Here is a 19,384-nt window from a genome sequence, read left to right on the forward strand (position 1 = left end):
TCCCAACTCCCAACTCCCAACTCCCAACTCCCAACTCCCAACTCCCAACTCCCAACTCCTAACTCCTAACTCCTAACTCCTAACTCCTAACTCCCAACTCCTCAAATCATCCTTCACCTCTCATGGGTAAAGGAGCAGGTTGGACTCCTAGTTGGAGAGTTTGGCCATTGCGTTCTACTTCTATTGGTAATTTAGCGCCGATTTTGCTATTTTCTACTAGCTTTTGGACATCTTCAATTTTAGTAACACGCTGGTTATTAATGGTTTTAATCACATCACCGACTCGGAGTCCAGCTGTAGATGCAGGCGATCGCGGGACGATATCAACTAGCAAAACGCCGTCATCTGCTTGTAAATTTAAGCGATCGCCTGCTGTATTTTTTATTTTTTCTTTAATTTCTGGTGTCAGCGTCACCATCTGAACACCCAAATAAGGGTGATCCACCTTCCCGTTAGCAATTAATTCTTGGGCAATTCTTTGCACAGTGTTTATGGGGATAGCAAATCCCAAACCTTGAGCGCCTCGGATAATAGCTGTATTCATGGCAATTACCTGGCCACGAGTATTTAGCAATGGTCCACCAGAATTACCAGGGTTAATCGCAGCATCCGTTTGGATGTAATCAACCCGCTTGTCGCTAGCACCGATGTCGCTACTAGAACGACCTGTAGCACTAATAATCCCAGAAGTAACGGTATTATTCAAGCCTAACGGGTTACCAATGGCGATTACTGCTTCTCCTGGTTGCAAGGCATCGGAGTTACCCACAGATAGAGTTGGCACATTATTAGCATTAATTTTGATCGTAGCCACATCAGTTACGGGATCTTCACCCAACACTTTCCCGTCAAAAGTCCGGCCATCTTTGAGTGTGACAGTTACTCTATCAGCACCATCTACCACATGAGAATTGGTCACAATTTGACCTGAAGAATTAATGATAAATCCAGAGCCGCTACCCCGCTCTATCTGTTGTTTAGGCTGTGGCGCATTATTTCCAAAAAACCGTCGAAAAAATGGATCGTTAAATTCGTCTGGTACGCGAGAAGTGATTGTTCGGGAAGAATCAATGCGAACTACCGCAGACCCCACCTGTTGCACTACTTTTACCACAAAATTAGGATCTCCAGACGAAGAGATAATTGGCAAGGGGGCAATTACCGGATTGGTTTCTATTGTCTTTTGGACTTGAGTCTCGCTTTGTCGTGTCTCAAAGGTTTTAGCAGGTAGAACAGAGCAGCTACCCAAGAACACCACTGCTACCCCATACGAGAGCATCCATAATCTGTGAGGTAAACCCCTAGTATTAATCTTTTTGGGCGCTAAATCATGGTTTGTTGTCTTCATGTGTCGTTGCTTCTCCATATCAATCACTGGTGTTAGGATCTTGTCTAGCGAGTATGTCCCAAAATGATTACAACTTAAAAGCTTATTGTAGGTCTAGCGTGTATGGATGCTAAATTAGTGCTTTCTCTTCTATTGTGACAGTTAGCAGCAAAGGTGGTGGATGATGGAAATTCCCATAGAAAGTCTGTGGAGTCAGGTATTAGAGCGCCTACAGCTTGAACTATCCCGGACTACCTTTGAAACTTGGATTAAAACTGCTAGTGCGGAGCGATTAGAAAATAATTGTTTGGTAATCCGTACTCCTAATCCATTTGCTCGTAATTGGTTACAGAAGTATTACATTAATACCATTGCTCATGTAGTACAAGATATTCTCGGTCATCCCGTAGGAATTTACATTACTGTTGCTCAAGGTGATGAAGTTTCTCATTTGACTGAACAAAAGGTTTCTTGGCAATCACCACCCAACATTATTTGCGAAGCTGTTCCTCACCACAATCAAAAAAGTACTCAATTAAACTCTAAATATGTCTTTTCACGATTTGTAGTTGGTGCTAACAATCGGATGGCTCACGCTGCTTCTTTGGCTGTTGCAGAATCTCCAGGTAAAGAGTTTAATCCTTTATTTTTATGCGGTGGCGTAGGTTTAGGTAAAACTCATCTGATGCAAGCTATTGGTCATTATCGCTGGGAAATTTCGCCTAATTGTAAAATATTTTATGTTTCGACTGAGCAGTTTACTAATGATTTAATTACAGCGATTCGTAAAGATAGTATGCAAAGTTTTCGAGAGCATTATCGAGCCGCCGATGTTTTATTAGTTGATGATATTCAGTTTCTTGAAGGGAAGGAATACACCCAAGAAGAATTCTTTTATACTTTTAATACTTTACATGAAGCTGGTAAACAAGTTGTCATTGCTTCCGATCGTCCTCCTAACCAGATTCCTAGTTTACAAGAACGGCTTTGTTCTCGGTTTTCTATGGGGTTAATCGCAGATATCCAAAAGCCGGATTTAGAAACGAGAATGGCAATTTTGCAAAAAAAAGCCGAGGATGAAAATATTAGTCTTCCCCGCGATGTGATTGAGTATATTGCTTCTAACTATACTTCTAATATTCGAGAATTAGAAGGAGCTTTAATTCGGGCGGTGGCTTATATTTCTATTTGGGGCTTACCGATGACGGTAGAAAATATCACACCAGTTTTAGAACCGCCTAACGAAAAAATGGCAGCTACCCCAGAAGCAATTTTAAAGGTTGTGGCGGATAATTTTGATGTTTCAATAGACGATCTCAAAAGTAACTCACGACGCAGAGAGATTAGCTGGGCGCGTCAAATTGGAATGTATCTCATGCGCCAACATACGTCTCTGAGTTTGCCGAGAATTGGTGAGGAGTTTGGTGGTAAAGACCATACAACGGTAATCTATAGTTGCGATAAAATTACTCAACTCCACCAGAGCGATCGCACTTTAGCACAAACAATCCGCCAACTAAGCGATCGCATCAATATAACTAGCCGTTCTCAAAAATCATCCTGAAGATGTATTTTAAGTTTTCCACAACCAACACCCCGATAACTAGCATTGATGGCTGAATCAATTAAGGAAAGAATATTAAGTAACGTATAAAAATTGATTAAATTTAACTTAAATTGTGGAAAAACCTTACTTTTTGTGGAAAATGTTGGGGAAAAATTGAGATTTTCCTAGTAAAACTTAATTAAGTATAATTACCTTGTGGAAAAATATTTAACTTTTTCCACAAGTTTTCCACAAGGCAAACTTGCCTAATGTATGACTTCAACAGAAATTGTAGAATTTTCTAGAGCCTCGGTCAAGTCAGCAAATGGAAGTCGTTTTAGACCTTAACCCTCTTTTGTCACTTTGGGAGAATCCAATCGCTCAAACGGTTACAGGGCTTTAATTTCTACCTTTTGTCTATAAATTTTAGTTTCTGTTAGAAAATAAAGCCTCAAACCTGTATTAAATCAAAGTCTCAGAATTTGGCTGAAATTATTGTTTTCCGAGAGTGACAAAAGAGGGTTAATAAGCTAAAAAACATCTAAGTAATATCATGTCCGCTTGATTACTTACTAAATCCGAAGAACCCCACCCCGCCAAAGCTACGCTTTGTCTCCCCTCCCCGCAAGCGGGGAGGGGATTAAGGGGAGCCAGTGCTCCACTTGGGGTCTCCCCAAGTGGAGCATCTGGCGTGTGGGGTGCAATGACTGTGGGAATCATAACTAATTATGCGGACATGATATAAATGGGTCAAATTAAATATAAAACCTCACCCTCAATCCCTCTCCGATACTTTGGAGAGGGAAGCCGGAGGCAGGGTGAGGTTTTTTCTTATGTTTAATTCCCTTGTAACGGAGCATTTAAGACTTTCTCGATCCGATCGCGTGTTTCTAATAAGTGCGCTTTGGTGTATTCATCATCTGAATTAACCCCCTTGAGTTTCTCATCCAATTGTTTGAGTTTATACCATGCTAAAGTCCGAGCATCTTCTGGGACATATTCTTTTCGCAACACCATAGCAGTCAAAATATCCAGGTATTGCCGTTGTAAGCCTCGCCGCAAACTACCAATCTTCATTGGTTTACCTTTTGGTTTGATTACTTCTGTCCAGATATCTGATTGCAAGGTGTCAAATAATTCCGGCAGAGACAGTGCATTTTCTGGCTTCGTTTTCAGTTCAATATCCTTAAGACGAGAGAGGCGATCGCCTGAGAGTAAATCCCGCAACACAGAACCCTGCATGAATAGCACCAAGTCATGAATTGGAAAATCCAAACGACCAACTTGGGGAGAACTACCCCAATGTAGCCAACGAGAAGGTGCTAATTTATTCAGTAGTTCTGGTGAAAAGCTGAAGGCATCTTCTGCAAATACATATTTTTGTAGTGTTTCTAAAGCCTGTCGTTGTTCTTCAACTGGTACTGGTTCAAATGGTAATCGGTGTTGGCTAACTCCAGATGGGATTTCGCTAGGGTGGATACGATAAAAAGATTGCCCCCCAATATATTTTGTAGTGTAATATATTTGCTGAAAATAGTTATTCAATACTGTGCTAAAACGTTCGCTCACATCGCTGTAACTATCACCAGCTATTGGGTAACGCTTATCGAGACGTTGCCACATCACCCGCGCATTATTCAATTGCCACTGGGAATAAAGCAAGACATTGCCACTGTTATCCCAAGCGTCAGAAGTTGGGTCAAGGTCATACATATCTTCGTCTGTGGAATAACTCAACTCTGGTTTATAGGATTGTGCAGCAATTTCTGACAAAATTGGCTTTTCTGCGATCGGAGTTGAGGTTTGAATTGGCATGTAGCCATATTTAATCGCCCATTCATCATAAGGCCCTACCATATTGGGAAAATAATCTCCCTGCTTTGTGCCTTGAGGAGCGATATTGGGGGGAATATAATCCATCACCGAAGTTGTCAAACCTTTAGTTTTGGTAATTTCGGTATTATTCATCTCGTCGGGTGGTAGCAGTGTACTACCACGGAAGTTATGGCGTAAACCAAGAGTATGTCCAACTTCGTGAGCGATAATTAAACGTAAATATTGATTGATATATTCTTTCACCTGATCTGGAGTGGCCATGGTATCTGGCAGCAGTGACATTGCCAGTGAACCAAAGGCAAACTGATTAGCAGCTTCCATCCCATAGCATAAATCGTACTCGCCTGCCATTTTCGATAAACGATTTAACAACCCTTGTTGTGTTTGCGTCTGCTGGGGCTTATCATTATTTTTTGCATCTAAACCATTGGTGCAAAGTAGACGATTTTGCATCAAGGCTGATAGAGTAGTGCGATTTTCAGTTTGGCTAGGTTGGACGATTTTATGATAGTCACTCTTAAGCGCCCGCACAAAGCTAGCATCTACGAGAATATCTGCATCCAAAATTTCCCCAGTCAATGGGTTAACGCGAGATGGCCCCATTGCAAAATAACCATCGACTGTGTTGATCCAGCGAATCGTGTTGTAGCGAATATCTGCTGGGTCCCATGTGGCATCATCCGGCATTTGGCGGACTTCGATTGCATCCTTGAATCCAGCTTGGAGAAAGGCTTTGTTCCACATTAAAACGCCTTCTTTGATAGCATCGCGGTACTCTAAAGGCACAGCGTTATCAATCCAAAAGACAATCGGTTTTTTGGGTGGAGAAATTGCTGCTTTCGGGTCTTTTTTTTCCAAATTCCAGCGATTGATGTAGCGGACAAAAGAATCGCCGCGATCATCTTTGGATAAATCTTGGTAGGCGGTGATGAAATAACCGATGCGATCGTCAGCAAGGCGTGGACGATAATCTTTATCAGGTAGTTGAGAGAGACTATAGTGGACGCGCAGGGTATAACCACGGTTGTCAGCTAGCGACGCAAAGCTTGCTACTTCACTGTTATGGTCACCGCCACCAGAAAAATTTAAAACTGACTCAATTTCTAAGTTTTGGGGGAAAGCTTTGGCAGTACCAAAATAAGATTGATCTGTGGTTGCTGGGACTCCTAAACTTGCAGATAATCCACCTAAGTCTGTCAGTAACAAATCTCCCAAGTCGATCAGAATAGTTTTGCGTTGTGGATGAATGCTTTTAAGAGGAATGCTGTAGAGAACAGAATCACTAAAAGACCGGGTTAGCGATCGCACCTGCGGATCTCCCTCCCGAGTACGAAAATTAACATTGCGGATCACAAAGTTTAATTTATCATCTACCCGTTGGAAATAAAACAAAAAATCTTGCAGAGGCATACCACTATAAATACCCCGTTCGCCAATACCCGATTCTAGGGTTGCTGTAGCTAAATAATTTTTATTGAGTTGCTCTGGCTTAATTTCTAAATAAATTTTATTCTTTTCTTTATTACGATATAAGGTGAACAATCCCCCTGACTTTTGAGTGTCTTTGATGACTTCATCAAATGGCTCTAAATCATCCTTTGTTGGTGTTTTGCTAGGTTTAGGCTTTTCTGCGGGTTTTGCAACTTGCAAAAATGGTTGTTGTCCTGCTTTTTTAAGGTCTTTTACTACCCAAATAAATGGTTTAGGCTGTGCCTGTTTATTTTGATTAACTACCCAAACTTGTCCTGACGGTAGCCTCTGTTTGTGAGAAATATTGAGATTATTTAGCGATAATGCTGAGGTTATTGAAGAAGTTTCTCTTGTTAACTGACTATTGGATTTTTCTCCACTTCTGGCTGTAACTAAGGTTTCTCCAACCTGTACAGCCTTCTGGTTGGCTGACAATGGATCAATGTCAACAGATGGTGACTTGGCGCTAGCCGTTGCTATTCCTAAAAACAAACCATGTAACAAAATCATATAAAAAGTTAAACTGTTCTTCATCCGCTGTATCCCCGATAGTTATTCCGTAGTTAATTGTTAACTTTTGCAAAGCTATGTAGCTTGCTTTTTGTCGATTCTCTTAGATGCTTTAGATCGAGCAGCAAACTTTAGACTTCAATTTAAGTTGCCTTTTTTCCGCAATATTCACGCTGCTGTAAGTAAGTAGGCGAGAATAAATTAACTAAGTTAAGTAATGTAAAAAATATTGAAATTACTTCGTAGTCAGGACTTTAGTCTTTATTTGAGGACTAAAGTCCTGACTACGAACCTATAATTATTTACGCCACTCTATTTACAGTAGGATTTTTCCTAACAATTGCAACTCTCACAAAGAGTAAGTATTATTTTTACATCAGACTAGTAAATATCTTCTTAGGTAAAAAAGTATAACAAATTAGCCAAAGGTGGAAAATTACTTGATTTTTGAAAGAATTTTTCTAATGATACTTGATTTGCATCAGCAGAAGAAACTTGATCTGACTACGGGTTAGCGAGAAGCCGTCCTCCAGGAACACCGTTGGTATAACCCATCGAAGATATCGCCAACCCATGATATTTTTCGTGTAGTATTTATTGATACTATTAAATTTTGGCAATGGCAAGCAAACTACCATAAATAAATTTTTAATTCAGAATTATCAAAACAGTAATTTAAATGTAACAACGGACACAGAAATGTCAACATATTTATCTCAAGTTTGGCAACTGCTGAGAAATTATGTGAGGGATATAAGGTTAGAAGAGATGCCAAAGACCACATCTGTAAAAACCGAAGTAGTTTTACCTCTAGAAAAAAGTATTAAAGAACCATATAAAAGCGTTAAATTTGGTCAAGATAATTTCCAGGAAGATTTATGGTGTAAAAGACTGCAAGAAAGCTTAGAAAAATGGGCAATACCAAAGGGCGGTTTGACTTCTAAAATCGGTAATCAGACATCAGCAACACTAGCTTCTGGGTTCTCTTTTAGAGTGTGCGATCGCCAGATGCATGAAGAGATTTATGATTTACTGGGCAATGGAGCGCTAAAACCAGAAATAGTTAACCAAGTAATGGAATTGGTTGTGACTGGTCAAAAAATTCGCCCAGAACTGCTTTTTTGGCGGCTAGAAGATTTTTATCATCGCTGGTGTCAGGGAGAATTTATCGATGCGACACCAGATGATAACCTACCTCAGAAAACAATGTTAAAATTGAGGGCGCAAAATATTGCGATCGGGCTGAGACAGGTTGACATATATACAGGGCTAAACGTATTAATTTTACTGTTAGAGTTACACCGCTACGCCCAAGAGCAAGATGAACTCAAACAAAAAATTACCTTCTATCCATCTGCTCAACCAGACACAGACAATTTTTTCACATCCCAACTGCTGCGGATCATCAACTATAGCAATGCCCTAGAAATTGGCAATTTTAGCAGTATAGTTGGGCAATTTCTTAGAGGCGGTAACTTTAAGGGTGCTTACCTGGGCGATGCTAACCTCACTGGGGCAGACTTTAGGGGTGCTGACCTAGGCCAAGCTTATCTCGGCGATGCCAACTTAACTGGCGTAAACTTCAGTGATGCCAACCTTAGCGGTGCAAACCTCGGCGATGCCAACCTCAGTGGTGCCAACCTCAGTGGTGCAAACCTCAGTGGTGCTGACCTCAGCAGTACCAACCTTAGTGGTGCAAACCTAAGCTGTGCCAACCTTAGCCGCGCCGACCTCAACCGCGCCGACCTCAGCAGCGCCGACCTCAGCCGCGCCGACCTTAGCCGCGCCGACCTCAATCGCGCCGACCTCAGCAGCAGTAACTTTAGCCATGCCGACCTAAGTAATGCCATCCTTTTCGGTGCAAATCTAAGTGAAGCCAACCTTGGCAGCACCAACCTTAACCATGCTGACCTCTGTCGTGCTGACCTCAGTGGTGCTGATTTGAGTCACGCCATCCTCAACGGTACTAACCTTAGTGACACAATTCTTTTCAGTACTAACCTTAGTGATGCCATTCTCATCGCTGCTGACCTCAGCTATGCCAAACTTAACGGTGCCAAGCTTAACAACGCCAGACTCAACGGTGCAATGTTCTTAGGCGCAGACCTCAGTGGTGTAGACCTGAGTCGGGTAATCCTCAACGAAGCTGACCTCAGTGGGGTGATTCTTAGCGAAGCCGACCTCACTGGTGCTGACCTCACCGACGCTATCCTTTTCGGTACAGACTTCAGCTATGCCAACCTTAACAGTGCTAACCTCAGTGGCAGTAACCTCAGTGGTGCTATCCTCAATGGTGCCAATCTCAGCCACAGTAACCTAAGTTACGCCATTCTCGGTGGTGCTGACCTCAGCGACGCCAATATGGAAAAAATGACCTGGGGTAAAAAGCAGCAATGGGAAGATGTGCGGGGATTAGAGACAGCAGTTAATGTGCCGGAAGCGTTGAAAGAAGAATTGGGATTGAATTGAGGGGACGCGGTGACATTTTTACTCTTTGCGTCCTTCTATACGAGACCCTTGCGTAGCTTGCTTCTCTGTAGGAGTATGCGCCCTTTGCTGCTATAGCGACTCCTTAAAAAAATAAATTTCTGTAAAATTCTGGAATATCTTCTTTTCAAAATGAAGATTAAAATTAAGCGAATTGTAGTTTTACTTTCTAGCGTGTTCGGTTAATGGTACTCCAGCAACTCGCGTGATTAAAATCTCTTATTTACAACTTTTGAGACATCCCTTAAACCAACTCACAATTCGCTTTTTCCGTTTTCTGACGGGGATTTAGACCCCGACACAAAATCTGCTGCCGTGATTAGGCAGGGGAATTAAACTGAACATACTTTGTTAAATACGTAATGCGTTTCTAGGGAAGTTGATTTGATTTTTTGATATTAAGTATTGTAAACAACAAGTATCAACATGAAAAAAATTTTAATTTTATCAGCAAATCCAAAAAACACAGATCATTTACGCCTAGATGAAGAGGTGCGGGGAATTCAGGCGGCTCTAAAACAATCCCAAAATCGAGAACAGTTTCAAATTGTTACGTTTCTTGCAGTGCGAGTTGAAGACCTGCGTCGTGCTTTGTTAGAACATAAACCAATTATTGTTCATTTTTCGGGGCATGGTTCTGGAACTGAAGGTTTAGCCTTGGAAAATAATGATGGGCAAATGCAACTAGTAAGTACAGAATCTTTAGCAAGGTTATTTGCGTTCTTTCAGAGCCAAATAGAGTGTGTTTTACTGAATGCCTGTTATTCACAAGTCCAAGCGGAGGCAATTCATCAACACATTGATTATGTGGTGGGCATGAATCAGGTGATTGGGGATGTCGCAGCTATTGAGTTTACTATTGGATTTTATGATGCGCTGTTTGCTGGCAGACCTTATGAAGAATGTTTTGAATTTGGTCGTGCTTCTATTGACTTACAGGGTATTCCAGAATATTCAACGCCACAGCTTAAAGCAAGACGGCGGTCTTATTTTCATATTGAAGACAATATCAAAGAACATAAAGAGTCAAAAATTGAAACTAAATTACCTCTAACTATGCCACAAGAAAACCCTCCGCAATCAATTGTTTTTAATGGTGGTACTATTTCAGGACAATTGGGGCAATCTGGTCGTGACCTAAATCAAAATCAGTACAATTATCAGGGGACTGTGGAGGAACAATTATCTCTCAGAGAGGTTCTTGAACTTATAGAAAAAATTCAATCTTTATTTAGTTATTCAGATTTACCCGACAAGCAAAAGAAACTAGTCCTGAAACATATAGACTACGCAAAGGACGCAGTTCAAGAAGAACAACCAGACAAAAATACTGCGGCAAAAAGTTTACAAAAAGCGACTCAAGCTTTAAAAGAAGCTAACGAAACTTTAGGAGCAGGTCAAGGACTTTGGCAGAAGTTAGAACCAATTGCTAAACAATTAGCTCCTTGGTTAGGAATCACGGCAAAAAGTCTTGTTTCAATTTAATTAAGATGATGTTTTAAAAGTTGATTTTAATGTATTCTGGCGATGAGAAATTGTCGCTACACATAAAATTTTGATTACTTAGGTTGTGAAACTCCTAATTTTTTATTTTTTCACGTAGGTGAACTTCTTTGCGTAGTAGCGAATTCTTTAGTCAATAACTTTTTAAACATCCTCTCAAGAAATTTTTTCAGAACCGAAATAATAATGAGGATAGATTATGAAGAACAAACCTCCATTCAATAATTCTCAAAATATCCAAACTGATAAAACTAATAACAATGGTCAAATTGGGCAAGCTGGACGTGATTTGTATCAGACTCAGACAAATTATATAATTAGATTTTTTAAACTGTTGTCTGAACAAGCCTTGAAGGGTTCTATCGTCGGTGTTATTATCGGTTTATCTGTGATGTTTATCAGTCCCAATATCATCTATCCAATTATTAAAGACTATACAGTATCTGCTAAGTGGGCAGAATTTATTTGCGCGATTTTTGTTGGTTTATACTGTCGTCTATTTTGTAGTAATCACATGAGTCGCAAATGGCATAAAAATTTCTTAGCAGCACTAGCCTTTGTTGTAACTTGGTTTGTATTACCATCAACTCGCCAAATTTTTCTTCCAACTTTTGAAGCTAGTTTCGACCGTAACACATCTGATACAATTAGCTATCCCATTAGCTATGCAATCATTTGTGTCTTAGCTGGCGGTGTTATAGAAATAATCGCTGGAATGACCCACAAAAAGCAGAATAGCTAGAGAGACATCATAGTAACTTTGCGAAGTTAATAGGTTCAAAGGGTTGCAGGTTTGGGTTACAGATTTGGAAGCCTACGTTTAAAAACATGGGATTGTAGCAAGGGGCAAAAGACCAGACACTCCGGCTCCGCGCTTTGGATTACGGAAAAGCGCATCTCGATACAATTGTTTTTTAAACGTGGCTCTAGAAGAAAGAAACTTTAGTTTTCTATTTCTTCTTTTTCTACACTCCACACCCCACATCCTACTTTGTAATAATAAGAGAATTGATTTGTTTTCTTATCTCCCTACTTCTGTATCTCTCTATCGGTCTACCCTGCAAAGTTGCTGTGACAGACTACTAGTTATTTTTCAGCCTTATCCCGTTTTTTGGTTGCTATCAAAGTCCGTGATTGAACCTAATATACCTAATATAACTAAATTATCTATGATCAGCTTTCAGATTATACCCCAAAAAATTTTCCAAAATACTTCACAATTACTTGTCTCTTTAAAAATCAAGAAAAATTCATTCTTAATGAAGGGAGGATATTTTTTATTTCTGTTATTAAGCACGGTCTATTTTTTAATATTGTCAAGCTCCGGGGAAATTGGTTTAGCATATCCTAAAAAAAGCGAAAAAACTTTTGTTGGCTACTACCAGAGCTGGTCAGAACAATGGACAAGTAGTCCACAACAGATTCAACTAGCAAATATAGCTCCTTATGTGAATAGAGTAATTGTGTCTTTCATGAAGCCTGATGCAATTTATACAAAAGGTAACTATAATTTTACTGGAACAGGGTTAGAATTCGCCGCAGATGGCAAAGTAGTGAAAGATGCAATTACCTTGTTAAAAAAACATAACCCTAAAACTAAAGTATTAGTGGCAGTAGGTGGACAAACTTACACAAATTTTGCTCAGATGAATCCTCAAGCAATTGCCAATATCGTTAAAGATTTTGGATTTGATGGTGTTGATATTGATTATGAGCCTACCAATGTCCAGTGTTCATCATTAAATGGTAAGGTTTTCTGTACATCTGATGCAGAGTTCCGTAGTGTTGTCAGAGAAATTCGCCAAGTTCTGCCCAAGCATTATTTAGTAACAGCTGCGGTATGGAGTATTGGTGCTTACGGTGAAGGACAATGGGCAAATGCTCAACCCCAAGGCGAGAAGACAGGTATGACGGTGAATTTGCTACGTTCACCTGAAAGTAAAATGATTGACCAACTACATATTATGTCCTATGATGCTGGGATCACTTACAACCCGCAAGAAGCCTTAGCAGCTTATCAAAATTATTTCAAAGGCAAAGTAGTGATGGGAGTGCAAGTACCGCCAGAAGCTTGGGGTGGAAATGTTTACACTCTGACAAAAGTTCGTGATTTGGCACAAGTCGTTATTAAGAAAAATGCTGCCGGTCTGATGCTGTGGAGCCTACAAAAGCAACCAGAGGGAACACCATCAGACGATAACCCAACTGCTGAAATGATTGCAAAAACAGCCTGTCAAGTTTTGTTGCGTTGTAATTGTCAGCAGCCACTATTTAGCTCACAGAAAATGGGAATCTCTGTACAGTAGCAGCTACTCAGTAGCCGATCGCGCGACTATGCAAAAGTATTGAACACCATCTTTCGAGTTATGAACACTACCTTCCGAGTTCCAATATTAAAAGATGGGGATTTTAGCTTTAGTAATGACTAAATACTAGCTCAAAACCAGTTCTGATGCTAACTCTACATCACAGAGCTATATCCCGCTTGCTAGAGTGTGAGTAGTTCACGTAAAATATAGTGCCATTGTTGCAGCAGTTCTCATGACCTCATCTGCGTCGTTTGACACATTAGAGTCTTTACAGGCGGATATCGCTGAATTGATCGCTTGCTTACCGACATTAAAAAATCGGCAATTTATTCAGCAAGCACTTGCTACTATTGTTCGTCTAGCTGATAGCGAAATTGAACGTCTCGATTGGAAAATTTTATCGGCTGCATTAGCAGATATGGAGCGCGGTTTTGAGCTTTTCTATGATTACCGACACGTTCGCAAAGTCACCATCTTTGGTTCTGCTCGTCTAGCTCCAGATACACCAGAATACCAAATGGCCGTTGAGTTTGGTCGTGCTGTTTCTCAATTGGGATTTATGGTGATGACCGGCGGTGGCGGTGGAATCATGCAGGCTGGTCATGAAGGGGCTGGGCGAGAAAATTCTTTTGGATTAAACATTCAGTTACCCTTTGAACAGGAAGCGAACCCTTTTATAGAAGGTGATCCCAAGCTAGTTCACTTCAAATATTTCTTTACCCGCAAGCTGTTTCTTCTGAAAGAAAGTGATGCTGTAGCCTTGTTTCCGGGAGGCTTTGGCACTCAAGATGAAGCTTTTGAATGCATGACATTAAGCCAGACTGGTAAATTTGGCCCTGTACCTCTAGTTTTAATCGATCGCCCTGGTGGTGATTACTGGCGGTGTTGGAGCGAATATGTTGATAAGCAACTAGTCCAAAATCGTCTTGTCAGTCCTGAAGACCCCAGTCTTTACACGGTGACAGATAACTTGGATGTGGCTTGTGATGCCATTACACGTTTTTACCAGGTTTATCATTCCTCTCGATATGTAGCTGGTAAGTTAGTCATCCGTCTGAAGACAGATATATCAGACGCTGAGGTAGAGCAACTTAATGCTAATTTCAGTGACATTATTATTCAAGGACGGATTGAAAAAAGTCAGGCTTTACCCCAAGAAGCACAAGATGAAACTGTTGAACTACCCCGACTCATTTTGTATTTCAATCAACGCGACTTGGGGCGCTTGTATCAGATGATTGCCACAATTAACCAGATGGGTACTCCTTCAGCAGAGGATGCAGCGCATCCAGAAAGAAAGTAGGTATTAACTAATTCGTAATTCGTAATTCGTAATTCGTAATTCGTAATTACATTCGCGGGCTGCTTTGTGGTGCGCTAAGGTAATTTTCGGGTTTGAGTTGTGTAGTAAATTCTCAAATCGCTGGTCTATAATTAGTCGGGGTATGAATCCTTAACTAATTCAATTACGAATTACGAATTATTTTAATGAGATGCGATCGCTTCATACCTATCCAGAAATTTTTCTCATAACTAATTCAGATCGTTGCCTCAGCTAGAGATTTTTTATTCTCATGCGGCTATCTTCATGAGGAATGGGTTATTTTGGCATTGTAAAAGGAGCCGCAAAAACAATATGATTCATCCTACTTACAGATGAGACAAACAGCAGTTATTATGACTCAATACTGATTATTGTAAAAAAGCTTGTATAGTAACACAGTAAACACTGTCTCACATCCTAACAGAGGAATAAAATATGCTGGAATTATTGGGTTCAGGTTTGGTGTCGCTCTGGCTAGAGATGGCCGGGGTACAACTCAAACCTCTAAATGCCTTAGACGCTTTGACTTGGCAAAGTAGCCCTGGCTTAGTTCTTGCCCCCGATCCTAATCCAACTGGTGCTACTACGGTGCAGGAATATTTGAAACAGCTAGTAACATCGAAACTGATAGCGCAAAATCTAGCCCAGAGTCAGGGAATTTGGATGCAGTCGGGGCCGATGCTGATGGCAAATCACCAAGGTACAACACCTCTGCCAGCCGCCTCTTTAACCAAAATTGCTACTTCATTAGTTGCTTTAAAAACCTGGGGGCCAAACTACCAATTTGATACCTTAGTCAGTGCTAGTGGCCCAGTGGTAAATGGGGTTTTGCAAGGCGATTTGGTGATTACTGGTGGTGGCGATCCGATGTTTGTTTACGAAGAAGCGATCACTCTTGGTAATACTCTCAATAAAATGGGCATCAAGCAGGTAAAGGGAAATTTGATCGTTAATGGCAATTTTGCGATGAATTTCCAACGTCAGCCGATGCTAGCAGGTGTGATGCTCAAGCAAATACTAAATAGTGCGACTTGGGGCCGCCCCGCTATTTATACACACTCAATCATGCCCAAGGGAACGCCCAAGCCTCAAGTTGTCATTGCTGGTGGGGTGAAAGTTGAGGCGCAACCAAACCCCCGACAGATTTTGTTACTGCGTCATCGCTCATTGCCTTTGAAGCAACTACTTAAGGAAATGAACATTTACAGTAACAACGATATGGCAGAGATGCTGGCAAACTCAGTGGGAGGAGCGGCTGTAGTGCAGTCAACTGCTGCTAACCTTGCGAGAGTGCCACAAGTTGAAATTCAGTTAATCAATGGTTCTGGATTGGGTCCAGAAAATCGGATTTCACCGAGGGCTGTTTGTGCCATGCTGATGGCTATTCAAGTTGAAGCATCTGCCCATCAACTGAATCTCGCTGACTTGTTCGCCATGTCTGGATTTGATCATCGGGGGACGGTACACTCCAGACACATTCCCCTTGCTACTGTGATTAAAACTGGTACTCTCCGCGATGTCAGCGCCTTAGCGGGAGTGATGCCCACACGCGATCGCGGTTTGGTTTGGTTTGCTATTATTAACCGGGGGACAAATGTCTGGGGTTTGCGGACTGGACAAGACCAGCTATTGCAAAGTGTTGTGAAGCAATTACAATTACCTCTAACCGTTCCTCTTGCCCTCACTCCCCACTCAGCCATCAACTCTTTACCCCAGCTAGGCGCAGACAGTCGGAATGAAATTTTATATAAAAGTTAGTTCATCCATAGTTCACCGTTAGAACAGAGAGTAAGCCCGTCTTACTTCGCAATGCAAAAGTTTTCTTAATGGGTAAAAACCGAACTTGTAAAGGGTAAATGTCCATAATAGCTTTTAGGTTAAATTTTCCATTAAGTTGAGTACAGGTAGTTCGCAAAATGCCCTAAGCCGATTATTGGGGAAAGCAGGCGAAACCTGAAAGTAAAAATAACTGTAAATAGATTTGTCACGACTAAGCAACAATTAAGCTTAGAAATTAGGTTGTGATTATGCGATTTCTCAAATTACCCAGGTCTTTACGTCAACTCAGTAATCATGTTTTAGCGATCGCGTTAGGAGTTCTGCTAACCGTTTGCACATTGCAGGTGTTACCCTCCCAAGCCGAACCAGCACCCCCAGTAATTGATCCTTCACAACTGACTGTCCAACGGCAATCACCAGCCAGTGGTGCGATCGGTAGCAGTAGCTTTGTCACAGCAGCAGTGAATCGTGTTGGTACAGCAGTCGTCCGCATTGATACTGAGCGCACAATTACTCGTCGCGTTGATCCATTTTCGGAAGACCCTTTTTTCCGGCGGTTTTTTGGTGACGGTTTCTCTCAACAAATGCCACCTTCTGAGCAATTACGCGGTTTAGGCTCAGGTTTCATTATTGACAAGAGCGGGTTAGTTATGACTAATGCTCATGTGGTCGATAAAGCTGATAAAGTAACAGTCCGACTCAAAGATGGGCGCACCTTTGAAGGGAAAGTTCAAGGTATTGATGAAGTGACAGATTTGGCAGTAGTCAAGATTAACGCTGGTAACGATTTACCAGTCGCGCCCTTGGGTTCTTCTAGTAATGTGCAAGTAGGAGACTGGGCGATCGCAGTTGGTAATCCTTTAGGATTTGATAATACCGTTACCTTGGGAATTGTCAGTACCCTGAAACGTTCTAGCGCCCAAGTCGGCATTAGTGACAAACGCTTAGATTTCATTCAGACAGACGCTGCTATTAACCCTGGTAACTCTGGCGGGCCACTATTGAATGGCCAAGGTGAAGTGATTGGTATTAACACAGCCATTCGCCCTGACGCGATGGGTATTGGGTTTGCCATTCCTATTGATAAAGCTAAAGCGATCGCCACCCAATTGCAACGTGATGGCAAAGTTGCTCATCCCTATTTGGGTGTGCAAATGCTAACTTTGACACCCGATCTTGCCAAACAAAATAATACCGATCCCAATTCTCCGATTCAGATACCAGAAATTAATGGTGTTTTTGTCATGCGAGTTGTCCCCAATTCTCCAGCTGCATCTGCGGGTATCCGGCGCGGGGATGTAATTCTTCAAGTTGATGGTAAAGCTATTACCAGTGCTGAACAATTGCAGAACGTTGTGGAAGACAGTCGTCTTGGTCAAGTATTACAGTTAAAAGTACAACGGGGTAATCAGACACAGCAGCTTTCAGTCCGCACAGCTGAGTTGCAAAATGCTTCTTCTTAGAGGATGTTTTAAAAGTGGTGGCTGAGGTATCCAAAACTTTAGATCCTCCTAAATCCTCCAATAAATTGGAGGATTTTGATAAGATTATTCCCCCCAATTTATCGGGGGCTAGGGGGGATCTTGATATAACTGTAGACTTTACAAACATCCTCTTAGAAGGCAATATTGCTTAGTACGTTTTGTATCAAAATTAGATTCGCTTAGTTATATAACGACAAAGTTAATAAACTTGATCGTGCATCCCGATGTCGAGCAAAACAATAGCTTCACCAAAGTCCTCACGCATGGCTGCACCACCGATTTAAAAGTGCCAATGAGTTGAAATGAAATCACTTACCAACGGCTAAAGCTAGACCTTCATGGGCTAGTATTGTTTGAGGAAAGACAGATTTAACATCGACTTGAACCTGGTCAAGAAAATCATCATGGTCATCTGGGTGATGATGAGAAATAGCTAGCCGTTTAACGCTAGCATTTAGAGCCGCATTCGCCGCAGCTTGCCAGAGTAAATCAGCAGAATCATGGTTGTGAGATGTCGGGGGAGTGTAAGTGGCATTGGCAATCAGCAAATCAACGCCTTTAATAAACTCTAAAATCCGCTCTCGCTCAACTTGATCGGCATTCGGGTGCAAATCCGTGACGTAGGCAACACTATATTCTTTCCAACTGACTCGGTAGCCAACTGACCGCTGAGTTTGATTAATTAATGCAGTTGTAATGGTGACATCATCTAGCTTCACGTCACTCTCTGGAGTCAGATTGTAAAACTGCAATTCCGACTGCATTACCTGTAAAGGGTAAGGAAAGTGTGGCTGGAGCATCTGATCGTACAGACATTGTTTGATTGAGGCTCCATTTGATGCAGCTGTGCCGTAAATATGGAAGCAATTTTCCCCAATAAATGCGGGAGCAAAAAAGGGAAACCCTTGAATTCTATTTGATTGGCAGTTGGTAAAAAATAAATGGGCTTCTAGTGGCTGTTGCACTTCTTGCCAAGTTTTACCCAGTATGCGTAAGCCAGTACCGCCATCAAAAATCAAGCGTTTCCCAGCTACATGTATTTCTACACAAGCGGTATTACCACCATAACGACAGGTATTGCTACTTGGAGTGGGAATCAAACCTCTTACACCCCAAAATTGCACGAGAAATTCACCTGCGGGGCTACTTGGCAGGGTAGATGACATTTCAGATATGTAGCTCTGGGAATCCGACAACTCAAAATTTGACATTTTCCTTGAAATTAGACCTTACTGAGCAGATCATCGTAGTGGCGGACTTCTAAGAGCCTGTTTTTTTCGTCCACAATGACTACCGTAGGAGAGTAAGTTTTTAACTCTTCTAGATTAAACTGCCCGTAAGTCATTATAATCAAGCGATCGCCAATAATGCCTAGACGTGCCGCACCCCCATTTAGCTCAATTATTCCTGAATCGGCTGGAGCCGGGATCGCATAAGTAATAAAGCGCTGACCGTTGGCATTATTAACTACTTGCACCTGCTCATAGGGTAAAATGCCAGCTTTTTCTAAAAGCATTTCATCGATGCTGATACTACCCACATAGTTGATATTCGCCCCTGTGAGGGTGCAGTTATGAATTTTTGCCAGAAGGAGAGTGCGCTGCATTTGGGTTTGGGTTGGTGGCAGATTTTACAATCCGTAACAAAGGAAAGTTATTAAAGTGTGGAGTTAGTAGTGAGGAGTTAGAAAGTTAGGAGTGAGGAGTTAGGAGTTAGGAGTTAGAAAGTTAGGAGTGAGGAGTTAGAAAGTTAGGAGTGAGGAGTTAGAAAGTTAGGAGTGAGGAGTTAGAAAGTTAGGAGTGAGGAGTT

General features: G+C 41.4%; 12 protein-coding genes. 8 read left to right on the top strand and 4 right to left on the bottom strand.

Annotated elements, in window-relative coordinates:
- Positions 1–106 precede the first annotated feature (106 nt).
- Entirely contained in the window at positions 107–1,348 is a 1,242-nt protein-coding gene (locus V7K73_RS23025; RefSeq protein ID WP_334883395.1) for an HhoA/HhoB/HtrA family serine endopeptidase, read from the bottom strand.
- A 163-nt stretch (positions 1,349–1,511) separates the two neighbouring features.
- On the opposite strand from V7K73_RS23025, the gene dnaA reads away from it, so the two are divergent.
- Positions 1,512–2,891 carry a chromosomal replication initiator protein DnaA gene (gene dnaA / locus V7K73_RS23030; protein WP_334883397.1) on the top strand — a complete coding sequence of 460 codons (1,380 nt, stop codon included), beginning with the start codon at positions 1,512–1,514 and terminating at the stop codon, positions 2,889–2,891.
- Positions 2,892–3,710: 819 nt separating this feature from the next.
- On the opposite strand, the gene V7K73_RS23035 is transcribed toward dnaA, so the two are convergent.
- On the bottom strand, positions 3,711–6,713 hold the full coding sequence (locus tag V7K73_RS23035) for a zinc-dependent metalloprotease (RefSeq protein ID WP_334883378.1): 3,003 nt from the start codon (positions 6,711–6,713) through the stop codon (positions 3,711–3,713).
- Positions 6,714–7,388: 675 nt separating this feature from the next.
- On the opposite strand from V7K73_RS23035, the gene V7K73_RS23040 reads away from it, so the two are divergent.
- From V7K73_RS23040 to V7K73_RS23070, 7 genes are all read left to right on the top strand, one after another.
- The gene (locus tag V7K73_RS23040) at positions 7,389–9,158 is read left to right on the top strand and encodes a pentapeptide repeat-containing protein (RefSeq protein WP_334883380.1); all 1,770 of its coding nucleotides are present in this window, start codon (positions 7,389–7,391) and stop codon (positions 9,156–9,158) included.
- A 444-nt stretch (positions 9,159–9,602) separates the two neighbouring features.
- Entirely contained in the window at positions 9,603–10,661 is a 1,059-nt protein-coding gene (locus tag V7K73_RS23045) for a CHAT domain-containing protein (protein ID WP_334883381.1), read from the top strand.
- Positions 10,662–10,878: 217 nt separating this feature from the next.
- On the top strand, positions 10,879–11,421 hold the full coding sequence (locus V7K73_RS23050) for a hypothetical protein (protein ID WP_334883383.1): 543 nt from the start codon (positions 10,879–10,881) through the stop codon (positions 11,419–11,421).
- A gap of 571 nt (positions 11,422–11,992) precedes the next feature.
- Complete coding sequence (locus V7K73_RS23055) at positions 11,993–12,985, top strand: glycoside hydrolase family 18 protein (protein ID WP_334883385.1); 993 nt, start codon at positions 11,993–11,995, stop codon at positions 12,983–12,985.
- Between the two features lie 235 nt (positions 12,986–13,220).
- Positions 13,221–14,291: an LOG family protein gene (locus V7K73_RS23060; RefSeq protein WP_334883386.1), complete on the top strand. Its 1,071-nt coding sequence runs from the start codon at positions 13,221–13,223 to the stop codon at positions 14,289–14,291.
- Between the two features lie 456 nt (positions 14,292–14,747).
- The gene (locus V7K73_RS23065; protein ID WP_334883388.1) at positions 14,748–16,070 is read left to right on the top strand and encodes a D-alanyl-D-alanine carboxypeptidase; all 1,323 of its coding nucleotides are present in this window, start codon (positions 14,748–14,750) and stop codon (positions 16,068–16,070) included.
- A gap of 269 nt (positions 16,071–16,339) precedes the next feature.
- Positions 16,340–17,554 carry an HhoA/HhoB/HtrA family serine endopeptidase gene (locus tag V7K73_RS23070; RefSeq protein WP_334883389.1) on the top strand — a complete coding sequence of 405 codons (1,215 nt, stop codon included), beginning with the start codon at positions 16,340–16,342 and terminating at the stop codon, positions 17,552–17,554.
- Between the two features lie 329 nt (positions 17,555–17,883).
- Here the strand turns inward: V7K73_RS23070 and V7K73_RS23075 are convergent, their stop codons facing one another.
- On the bottom strand, positions 17,884–18,786 hold the full coding sequence (locus V7K73_RS23075) for an MBL fold metallo-hydrolase (RefSeq protein WP_334883391.1): 903 nt from the start codon (positions 18,784–18,786) through the stop codon (positions 17,884–17,886).
- An 11-nt stretch (positions 18,787–18,797) separates the two neighbouring features.
- Positions 18,798–19,181, bottom strand: coding sequence for an aspartate 1-decarboxylase (gene panD / locus V7K73_RS23080; RefSeq protein WP_334883393.1), 384 nt, complete (start codon positions 19,179–19,181; stop codon positions 18,798–18,800).
- Positions 19,182–19,384: the final 203 nt, after the last annotated feature.

It is taken from the genome of Nostoc sp. (genome assembly GCF_036916975.1).
Classification (GTDB): Bacteria; Cyanobacteriota; Cyanobacteriia; order Cyanobacteriales; family Nostocaceae; genus Nostoc.

Bases quoted from the DNA above. Each gene is read 5' to 3' on its own strand.
- V7K73_RS23040 (WP_334883380.1), top strand. From the start codon at position 7,389: ATGTCAACATATTTATCTCAAGTTTGGCAACTGCTGAGAAATTATGTG.
- V7K73_RS23060 (WP_334883386.1), top strand. From the start codon at position 13,221: ATGACCTCATCTGCGTCGTTTGACACATTAGAGTCTTTACAGGCGGAT.
- panD (WP_334883393.1), bottom strand. From the start codon at position 19,181: ATGCAGCGCACTCTCCTTCTGGCAAAAATTCATAACTGCACCCTCACA.
- dnaA (WP_334883397.1), top strand. From the start codon at position 1,512: ATGGAAATTCCCATAGAAAGTCTGTGGAGTCAGGTATTAGAGCGCCTA.
- V7K73_RS23045 (WP_334883381.1), top strand. From the start codon at position 9,603: ATGAAAAAAATTTTAATTTTATCAGCAAATCCAAAAAACACAGATCAT.
- V7K73_RS23025 (WP_334883395.1), bottom strand. From the start codon at position 1,348: ATGAAGACAACAAACCATGATTTAGCGCCCAAAAAGATTAATACTAGG.
- V7K73_RS23075 (WP_334883391.1), bottom strand. From the start codon at position 18,786: ATGTCAAATTTTGAGTTGTCGGATTCCCAGAGCTACATATCTGAAATG.
- V7K73_RS23070 (WP_334883389.1), top strand. From the start codon at position 16,340: ATGCGATTTCTCAAATTACCCAGGTCTTTACGTCAACTCAGTAATCAT.
- V7K73_RS23050 (WP_334883383.1), top strand. From the start codon at position 10,879: ATGAAGAACAAACCTCCATTCAATAATTCTCAAAATATCCAAACTGAT.
- V7K73_RS23065 (WP_334883388.1), top strand. From the start codon at position 14,748: ATGCTGGAATTATTGGGTTCAGGTTTGGTGTCGCTCTGGCTAGAGATG.
- V7K73_RS23035 (WP_334883378.1), bottom strand. From the start codon at position 6,713: ATGAAGAACAGTTTAACTTTTTATATGATTTTGTTACATGGTTTGTTT.